Source organism: Nitrosomonas sp. (genome assembly GCF_022842015.1).
Classification (GTDB): Bacteria; Pseudomonadota; Gammaproteobacteria; order Burkholderiales; family Nitrosomonadaceae; genus Nitrosomonas.
Genome location: NZ_JALHQJ010000094.1, coordinates 1 through 9,319 on the forward strand (window position 1 = coordinate 1; position 9,319 = coordinate 9,319).

Here is a 9,319-nt window from a genome sequence, read left to right on the forward strand (position 1 = left end):
ATGCGCTTTTCGGTGTATCAACCGCCGCAGGCAAAAATTCAACGCGTTCCGGTACTATTTTTTCTCGCCGGACTCACCTGTACCGAAGAAACCTTCATGATCAAAGCCGGTGCGCAGCGTTACGCGGCAGAATACGGCCTGATGTTGGTATCAATGGACACCAGTCCGCGCCAAACCGGCATCGCCGGCGAAACCGATGCCTGGGATTTTGGTGCAGGTGCTGGGTTTTATTTGGATGCTGTGCTCGCACCATGGTCGCAGTTTTACTGCATGGAAAGTTACATCACGCAAGAACTGCGTCAAATCATCATCAATCAATTCCCCGCAGATCCCAATCGCATCGGCATCTCCGGCCATTCGATGGGTGGTCATGGCGCCCTGACACTAGCGCTACGTTATCCCGATCTTTTTCGCTCAGTCTCCGCATTCTCACCGGTTTGTGCGCCGATGCAGTGCCCGTGGGGACAGAAAGCGTTTCGACATTATTTGGGCGAAGATCAGCAAAACTGGCGCCAGTACGACGCCACCGCGCTGATCCAGGATGGTCGCCGTATTCCAGATTTATTGATCGATCAGGGTTTGGACGACCAGTTTCTGGCACAGCAACTGTACCCGGAAAACCTGGAAAAAGCGTGCCGCGAAGCAGATCAAAAGCTGACGCTGCGTTTTCATAACGGGTACGATCACAGCTATTACTTTATCAGCACATTTATCGACGATCATTTGAAATATCATCGCGATGCGTTGTTATGATCATAAGTAATGTCAACACTTCATTTTTTGCTCTTATTTTTCTTGATTCGAGACCTGATTTCGTTTTGCTCGTTTTGCTCTGAATTAGTTAAAAATTTTCACAAGTTAAAACATGCCATCACTAACCAAAACCATTGTTGCAGTTACATTACTAGCTCTTTTAACATATACAAATCCCTCAATGGAAGTTTATGAAAAATTTATACACGAGCATATCCTTCAAGAAACTCGTACGCAGGATAGTTTAACTAAGTTTTTCGGTTCATTGTTTGGAGGATTCGTCAGCAGCTTAATCACTAATTCAACAATTAGAAGAGATTTTATAATTTTAAGTTATTATGATACTGATTTTGGAGGCGAACAGCTTAAGGTTGTTGGAATACTAAATAATTTCGTTGTAATAAGCCCATTAAAATCAGAACAAAAATATACTTCGAGTTTACCTTTAAAAGAAAAAGAAATTTCATCCGTAGAGTACGAGCAAGTAACAGTAGCAAAAGCAAATCCCAATGAAATAGTTGATTGCGTACAATTCCCCGGCCTAACAAAACAAGGCGTTGATAGCGAAGACTTATCTAATTTGGAAGAATGGGCAGGGCGCTATCCAACACAAAGCTTTGGCAACAGAAAGAAACCCAATTTCTTCGCAATACCCCAAATTAAGAAACGTCTCCAACATATATTATCAAGTACAGATTTTGAAGCGATAACGATTGAGTACGGAGTCGAAGGCCCAATTGAGTTAATAGACAACTTTTTGTTTATCTCTCGCTGCAAACCCCATGATTGTGGGGAAAACAATGCTTCAATTGCTGTTGGATTACACGATGGCTCGATTCTTGTAGTACTTACTCAGTCTCCCGATGCAGCATCCAATTCTAGTACGAAACGTTGCTTTGCTTTGAACAGCAGCTTAGAAAAGCTACCAGAAAATATTTTAAAACGCTTTTTCAACCCATAGAGTAATTAAAAACATTTAAAACCATGACCAATCTTGGGATAAAAATCATCACTTATGAAAACTGGATGAATCCAGATCCTTTAATGAAAAACTTGGTTATGCTTCAAGATGACAAGATTTCTATTATGTCAGCCGGAGATTGGGCGATATCAATTCTTAAGCCCAAACTTTCGGAAACAGTCCCCTTAGAAATTCACAAGCTATTTGAAGTAGCCCGTGGCTCTATGTTATATGGTTACTTTTTCTATCCGCTTTTCACATTAGCATTCGAACAACTCCTCCGCGTTGCTGAAGCAGCCATTAGTGAAAAATGCAGACAAATTACAACCGATAAAGTAGGTAATAACACTTTTAAAGACAAAATTGCTCGCCTAAATAAAAATAAGTTCTTTTCAGATGAAGAATATACAAAATGGAACTTACTTAGAAATCTAAGAAACTTAGCATCTCATCCTAATGAGCAGGCAATTCTACCCCCAGGAATCACTCTCGAATTCATCTTTAACATATCTGAGTTAATCAATAGCTTATTTACACAACACAACCAGAAACACAACTAGAATCAGATGCAGAATCAAGAATCTAATAAAAATAATCCCCATTTAGAAGGGCAATAGGGTCAGGCACATATCTAAGAATTTCTTGTTTTTGCGAAGAATCACTCTGCGAGACCGAGAAAATTTTATAGGATGATAGTTAGTCGCACCTGAGATATATCAAAACATTCGATAGTAAGAATAGGTAGAGACCTTTGCAAAATTCAATAAATTATCAAATTAGTTACAACTTCTGATTTTTATGTAAGTGACGAGGTGTTTTTTAGTAATTTTGAACAGTAGCAGCCCGGGATAGGCAGGGCGGCCTGGGGCATCAAATATAGGAGCAGAGTACTCAGCGATTGTTTTTTCTATCGGTGTCCAATCAATCAGGCAATCGAATTGACTGAAAAAGTTTCCTTAGCGGGTCAGCGGGTGACATCAAACTCTAAAAAACGCAGAGATATCAATTCAATTGTATGATTTAAAATGACATTAAATCACTTCACCCTTCTCAACGAGATTTTGTCCGTGCAAAGGTCTCTAGATGTAATTTCCTGTGGCCGTACTCATAATTTTGGTTCTTACCCGGTAATAATCGAAGGAATTTTGATTCAGGACATTTGGCTTTGAGGTTTGGCGCCGATTGCCGTTGTCAGGAAATGGCGCGAAATGCAGCGTTTTACCATGGCAATCATCTGGCTTTCCTGTATGCCAGTCACCTCCTGATAGAGCGCTGGAGCGATCGAAACAAAAATACGCAATAACTGTGGATCGAAATGACTGCCACTATCACGTTCAAGTTCGGCAAGAGCGTCATGCACCGTCCATGATTCCTTATACGGGCGTTTGGAGGTCAGCGCGTCGAACACATCAACAATGGCGAATATTCGCGCATTCAACGGAATTGCCTCGCCTTTGAGTCCTTCCGGGTAGCCGCTGCCATCGTACTTCTCGTGATGAAAATGAGCCACATCGCAGGCACCACTGAGCCAGCTGGATTGTTTTAATATATCCACGCCCAGCGTGACATGCGTTTTCATGATCTCAAATTCCTGTGAGGTCAGTTTTCCCGGTTTTAGCAAAATGGGATCGCGAATGCCGATCTTGCCGACATCGTGCAAGAAAGCGCCCGTGATCAGATTGAGGATATTTTCATGACGTAGTCCGACCGTCTCTCCCAGCCGAAGGGCATAAAAGGTAACGCGGTAATTATGGCTGTTGGTATCGGAATCGCGCTCCGCGATGGCGCGGCCCATCACATTCATCAATTCCAGATTTCCAGTTAAAAGATCGGTGGAAAGTTTAGTCAATTCCCGATTGAGCGTCAGTACAATCGGATACATCAGAAGAGTGGTAAAAGTGATGCTAAGGGCGATCAGTAACAGTGTGTGCAGCAGTTCATCCTTGATCGAATCCTGAGTCTCTTGATCAACCTGGTAAATGCCTTCGAAATAACCGATTAATGCATGCTGCGGCCCTTTTATCGGAACCAATATCAGCAGCAACAGCTTGCCTTGAGTGAAATGAAATTCCTTAAAAAAGTCACCGCGCTGAGGGAATTGATGGCGGTGGCTATTGATCCATTGCTCGGTCGTTTCCTGTCCCTGACGGACTGCTTCGATCTTTAGCTGCTTATTGGCATCGTAGAGTTCAACCACGAGAAAATTGCGCTTAACCAATTGCTGCGCCAGATTGGTCAGGTATTGAGAAGTCGATCTATCCAACTGTTCTAAGTCATAAGGGGTTTCACCGCTGAGTACGGCAGATTCCTTTAACGCAAGCGCATGGACGAATTGCTGGAAGCGCGAAATTTCAAGCCATAGAACGATGCTTCCATTCGTGAGGCTGAGAAAAAACCATCCCAGAAACAAACGAAGCAGGATTTTTCGATGAACAAACTGACTGGTGGCTAGCGCCTCTTGTGAATCAGCCTTAACATCAATCACACTTGGAGCACTGGTTTTTGTTTCAGTCATATTCTGATTTCCTCGCTAGAAATCACATCGACATCTGAAGGCAGATGAACAATGTATCAAGTCGTGCGATAAAAGTACACTCCTCAATATTTTTAGATTCGCACGATTCTACGTAACTCGCAAGGAACGCCAAGGCATCGCTTGTGGTATGATTTTCGATCATAGCTGGAGAATTTAGATGCGCGCTGTTTTTTTGGATTTTGGTTCAGTAACTCGCGGCGATATGGATTGCGCGGCGCTGGAGCGGGCAGTATCACCGTGGCAGTATTATCATGACTCTTCCGAGCAGGAGGTGCAGGAAAGAATCCACACGGCCGAGGTGATCGTCAGCAACAAGGTGTTTGTCGACCGTACGGCAATCGTTGCGGCGAAACATCTGAAACTCATCTGCGTGGCGGCAACCGGGTATAACAATGTCGATCTCGCAGCCGCCGGCGAATGCAATATTCCAGTGTGTAATGTACGTGGTTATGCTACGCCTTCGGTAGTGCAGCATGTGTTTATGCTGATGCTGAATCTGGCGTGCCATTTTGTGGATTATCAGGATCTGATGAAACGCGACGGCTGGCAGTCGAGCCAATTTTTTTGCCCGTTGGATTTTGATATCCAGGAGTTATCTGGAAAAACACTGGGAATCATCGGGTTTGGTGAATTGGGTAAGGCGGTGGCTAACGTGGCACATGCATTCGGGATGCAGGTGCTGATCGCGGAGCATAAAGGCAAACTCCCACGCTCTGGCAGAACCGCGTTTGACGACGTGTTGCGGCGGGCGGATTTTGTTACGCTGCATTGCCCATTGTCGCGGGAAACGCAACACCTGATCAGCCACATGGAGTTTGATCTGATGAAACCTTCTGCGTATCTGATCAATGTCGCGCGCGGTGGCTTGGTCAATGAAGTCGATTTATTGCAGAACTTATCCAATGGCCGGATTGCTGGTGCCGCGATCGATGTGATTCAGGAAGAACCACCAGGCAAGGATAATCTGATACTGCGGCAGAAACCGGACAACCTGATTGTTACGCCGCATATCGCCTGGGCCGGCCGGGAATCCAGGCAGCGTTTGCTGGATCAATTAGCAGGCAATATCGAGAATTTTTTCCAGCACAAACCTTTTAATCAAGTAACTGGTTCAGATAGCAAAGGGGAAAATCCAAAGAACATGTAGTCTGGTTAAATTTAATCCGCGAATTCAAATTGCCGGGTAGCGATTTTTAATTATTCTGCGCATAATAAACATCGGTTTTTTTTAAATAGTAATCGTAAACTTTCAGGAACGACGATGCACCATTAGCTACCAAGAAAAGTGATTACATTGCACAATGCGTATTTGCGATAACAAGCGAAAGAATCCAAGATATTTTTACTTGAAAGGAAAAGCGAATGAAGACACTAAAAAGGTTGAAACAAGTTGCTCTGGCGGTTGGTTTCGTAGTGACGTTAGGTGGAGTGAGTCATGCAGGTGCATCAGGATCAATTTTCATAAAAAACCTTGGTCCGCTCAATTCCTTTACGTTAGATATTGCAAGTTCTAACAGGACCGATGGCATGATCCAGAGCCTGCGATTTAATTTGTCGGGCACGCAGTGTGGTAACACGGGATGCGTACTCGGAGAGCCGTTGTTGTTTGAGGCCGTGCAAGATTCTGATTTCGTTCATGATCCTGCCGGTGACGGGGTTTCATCCCAGTTTGGCGTACATAATTCGCTGCATTTCGGTTTTAACTTCACCGGTTATGATCCACTCGATAAATTTCAGTTTTTGTGGGATCCCGATGTTGCAAGTAACAGTGACTATGCTGCGATAGTATCCGATCTGATCGGAATGGTGATTAGAGCATCCGTCATTTTTCCCGATAATTCAACTCTGATCTATTCTGGAGCCATGGCGGCAGTGGGTTCCGATGTTGCTGTCAATCTCCTTCCTGTTCCAGAGCCGAGAGTTTATGCCATGCTGGCTGTTGGACTGGGTTTTATTGGTTTCATCAGATACCGCCGTAAGCAAGTTGTAGTCGCCTGATTGGCAGGTATTGAAAAGCTATCTTCATTGCTGCTGCAGCGTTAGAAACAAGCTCAGGATGTTCATTATTAGGTATAAATTGCGCTTCTTCGCCTATCTTTGCCTTGCATCATCTGCTTCGAAAACGTTTTTCAATTGGTCTGTTTGCGCAGTAGATTGTCCTAAAAAATCGGTGCTCGATTGCAGTTGCCGGGTTTTAGAGTAAAGAAGATTGAAATAATTGCCGGTCATTGGCTGTTCCGCATCCCTGGAATTAATACATGTATCCGCTACCAAGTAGCGAAAAATATGGAGTTATTAGAATGCAGCACTGGATTTTTCTTTCAATCGCGATTATCAGTGAAGTGATTGCAACCTCATTTCTTAAGGCATCTGAAGGATTTACCCGCTTGTGGCCATCGCTCGTAGTGATTGTCGGCTATGTGCTGGCCTTTTATTTGCTTTCATTGACACTCAAAACCATCCAGGTCGGGGTGGCCTATGCTATTTGGTCCGGCGCAGGATTGGTATTGATTGCGCTGAGCGGCTGGGTCTTTTTCGGGCAGTCGCTGGATATCCCCGCTGTGATTGGCTTGGCGCTAATCGTTGCGGGGATTGTGGTGATCAACATGTTTTCTCAGACTGTTTCACTTTAACATGCTGGTAAAAAACAATCTGCATTGCCGCTGCGGTGTTAAAAGCAGGTTCAAGATTCTCATTTATTTGGCATAATGCGCTTTTTCACCTGTTTTTTCCTTGCATCAGCTGCTTCGAAAACATTTCTCAACGGCCCGTTAAGCTGGGTAAGTTTAACCTCCGGGTAATTCCTTCCAAGAAAAAATAACCCCTGCCAGTGGCGGCAACGTAATTGCCATTGAATCGGCAAATCCCATCCAGGGGATCGGTACACTGTCAATGTTGCCTAAATTACCGACATTGCTGCCACCGTAATAAGTGGAGTCGCTATTAAAGATTTCTTGATAAGCGCCGGCAGCTGGTACGCCGATGCGATAGCCAGTGCGTGGTACCGGGGTGAAATTGAGAATAATCAACACAAATGATCCATCGATGGCACGCCGCAAGTAGGCGATTATCGATTGGTCGGCATCCTGGCAGTCGATCCAGTGAAAACCTTCGACAGTAAAGTCAAGTTGATGTAGGGCCGAGGTGTTTTGATAACAATGATTCAAATCGCGCACAGCAGCTTGCACACCGGCATGTGGTTGTTGCTCCAGCAAATACCAATCCAGTTGGTGACTCATGCGCCACTCACGTTGCTGTGCGAATTCATTGCCCATGAAATTGAGTTTTTTTCCAGGGCAAGTCATTTGATAGACCAGTAACAGGCGCACATTGGCGAATTTTTGCCAGGGATCTCCGGGCATTTTATTCCAAAGTGAACCCTTGCCATGCACCACTTCATCATGCGAAAAAGGCAGCACAAAATTTTCGGTATACGCATAGAGCTGGCTGAAAGTCAGTTGTTCGTGATGATAACGCCGGTGAATCGGATTCTGCTGCATATAAGATAGCGTATCGTGCATCCAACCCATGTTCCATTTCATCGAGAAACCCAAACCGCCAACATAGGTAGGGCGCGATACGCCCGGCCAAGCAGTGGATTCTTCCGCCAGTGTGAGTGCGCCAGGAAATTCTCCGTGCACCATAATATTCAGCTCGCGAATAAAATCAATCGCTTCCAGATTTTCCCGTCCGCCATATTTGTTTGGCAACCATTCGTCATTCTTGCGCGAGTAGTCGAGATAAAGCATAGAAGCCACTGCATCGACGCGCAATCCATCCAAATGAAATTCCGATAGCCAATAATGAGCGCTGGACAAAAGGAAAGATTTCACTTCATTGCGGCCATAATTGAAGATATAGGTGCCCCAATCCTGATGAAACCCCAAGCGCGGATCTTCGTGTTCATACAATGCGGTGCCGTCAAAACGCGCCAGCGCAAAAGCATCCTGAGGAAAATGCGCAGGCACCCAATCTAGAATCACGCCGACTCCCGCCTGATGACAGGTATCCACGAAAAACCGGAAATCATCCGGTGAGCCAAAGCGGCTGGTGACGGCAAAATATCCTGTCGTTTGGTAACCCCAGGACTCATCCAGTGGATGCTCCGAGACAGGCATCAACTCGATATGGGTATAACCCATCTCCTGCACGTAAGGCAATAGATGCGTTGCCAGTTCCCGATAGGTATAGAAGCGTCCGTCCGGATGCCGTTTCCATGATCCGGCGTGAATTTCAAGAATATTCAGCGGCGCATGCAGCCAATCCCAATCCGATCTGCGTGACATCCAAGCGGTATCTTGCCAATGATAGGCATTCTGCGCGGGGATCAACGCGGCCGTGTTGGGACGCAACTCGTATTGCTGGGCATAGGGATCTGTCTTGACAAGAATTTCACCGCTATCGCGATTGCGAATTTCAAATTTATAATGAATGCTGGAGGCTAATTCCGGAATAAACAATTCCCATACACCGCTGGCGTGATGCGCTTTCATCGGATGCATTCGACCATCCCAGCGATTAAAATCTCCTACGACGCTGACGCGCTCTGCATTTGGCGCCCATACTGCAAAGCGCATTCCATCAACACCGGCATTCTTGGCCGGCTGAGTCCCCAGCATGCGATATGCCTGCCATAATTTACCTTGATTGAATAAATACAAATCATGATCAGAAATTTGTGGCATAAAAGCATAGGGGTCGTATGCTTCATAGACGGCATGCTTGGGGTCTTTTCCTTCAATGCGCAAGCGGTACGGCATGGTCGGCATCGATTCGCCGCACCATTCAAAAACTCCTTCAGGATGAACGCATTGCATCGGCTCATAGCCGATGGATGTTTTGATCCATACCTGTGCATCAAAGGCACGAAATACACGCACTAAGACTTGATTATGTTCTCTATGCAATCCTAAATACGCATAAGGATCATGGAGCTTTGCGTTGAGCAGCGCATGTAGCAGATAATTGGGTTTGCTCGTGGTCATCACCTTTAATATGGAGTTAGCAGATGCGGCTTGGATTATAACCTGTCTATTCTTTGACAAAAGGCAATTAAATTCGAAGCAATC

8 protein-coding genes are annotated in these 9,319 nt (G+C 45.2%); 6 read left to right on the top strand and 2 right to left on the bottom strand.

Annotated elements, in window-relative coordinates; translation table 11 throughout:
* Positions 1–12: 12 nt before the first annotated feature.
* The 3 genes from fghA (at position 13) to Q0C11_RS13575 (ending at position 2,274) form a co-directional block, all read left to right on the top strand.
* Complete coding sequence (gene fghA, locus Q0C11_RS13565) at positions 13–753, top strand: S-formylglutathione hydrolase (RefSeq protein ID WP_293008858.1); 741 nt, start codon at positions 13–15, stop codon at positions 751–753.
* A 112-nt stretch (positions 754–865) separates the two neighbouring features.
* Positions 866–1,714, top strand: a complete 849-nt coding sequence (locus Q0C11_RS13570; RefSeq protein WP_293008860.1) for a DUF4359 domain-containing protein — start codon at positions 866–868, stop codon at positions 1,712–1,714.
* Between the two features lie 23 nt (positions 1,715–1,737).
* The gene (locus Q0C11_RS13575) at positions 1,738–2,274 is read left to right on the top strand and encodes a hypothetical protein (RefSeq protein WP_293008862.1); all 537 of its coding nucleotides are present in this window, start codon (positions 1,738–1,740) and stop codon (positions 2,272–2,274) included.
* Positions 2,275–2,864: 590 nt separating this feature from the next.
* On the opposite strand, the gene Q0C11_RS13580 is transcribed toward Q0C11_RS13575, so the two are convergent.
* On the bottom strand, positions 2,865–4,229 hold the full coding sequence (locus tag Q0C11_RS13580; protein WP_293008864.1) for an HD-GYP domain-containing protein: 1,365 nt from the start codon (positions 4,227–4,229) through the stop codon (positions 2,865–2,867).
* 178 nt (positions 4,230–4,407) lie between these two features.
* Here Q0C11_RS13580 and Q0C11_RS13585 point away from each other — a divergent pair, with 178 nt between their 5' ends.
* From Q0C11_RS13585 to Q0C11_RS13595, 3 genes are all read left to right on the top strand, one after another.
* The gene (locus Q0C11_RS13585) at positions 4,408–5,397 is read left to right on the top strand and encodes a 2-hydroxyacid dehydrogenase (protein ID WP_293008866.1); all 990 of its coding nucleotides are present in this window, start codon (positions 4,408–4,410) and stop codon (positions 5,395–5,397) included.
* A gap of 215 nt (positions 5,398–5,612) precedes the next feature.
* Positions 5,613–6,248, top strand: a complete 636-nt coding sequence (locus Q0C11_RS13590) for a PEP-CTERM sorting domain-containing protein (RefSeq protein WP_293008868.1) — start codon at positions 5,613–5,615, stop codon at positions 6,246–6,248.
* A gap of 302 nt (positions 6,249–6,550) precedes the next feature.
* On the top strand, positions 6,551–6,883 hold the full coding sequence (locus Q0C11_RS13595) for a multidrug efflux SMR transporter (protein WP_293008870.1): 333 nt from the start codon (positions 6,551–6,553) through the stop codon (positions 6,881–6,883).
* Positions 6,884–7,036: 153 nt separating this feature from the next.
* On the opposite strand, the gene glgB is transcribed toward Q0C11_RS13595, so the two are convergent.
* Positions 7,037–9,235: a 1,4-alpha-glucan branching protein GlgB gene (gene glgB, locus Q0C11_RS13600; protein WP_293008872.1), complete on the bottom strand. Its 2,199-nt coding sequence runs from the start codon at positions 9,233–9,235 to the stop codon at positions 7,037–7,039.
* Positions 9,236–9,319 lie beyond the last annotated feature (84 nt).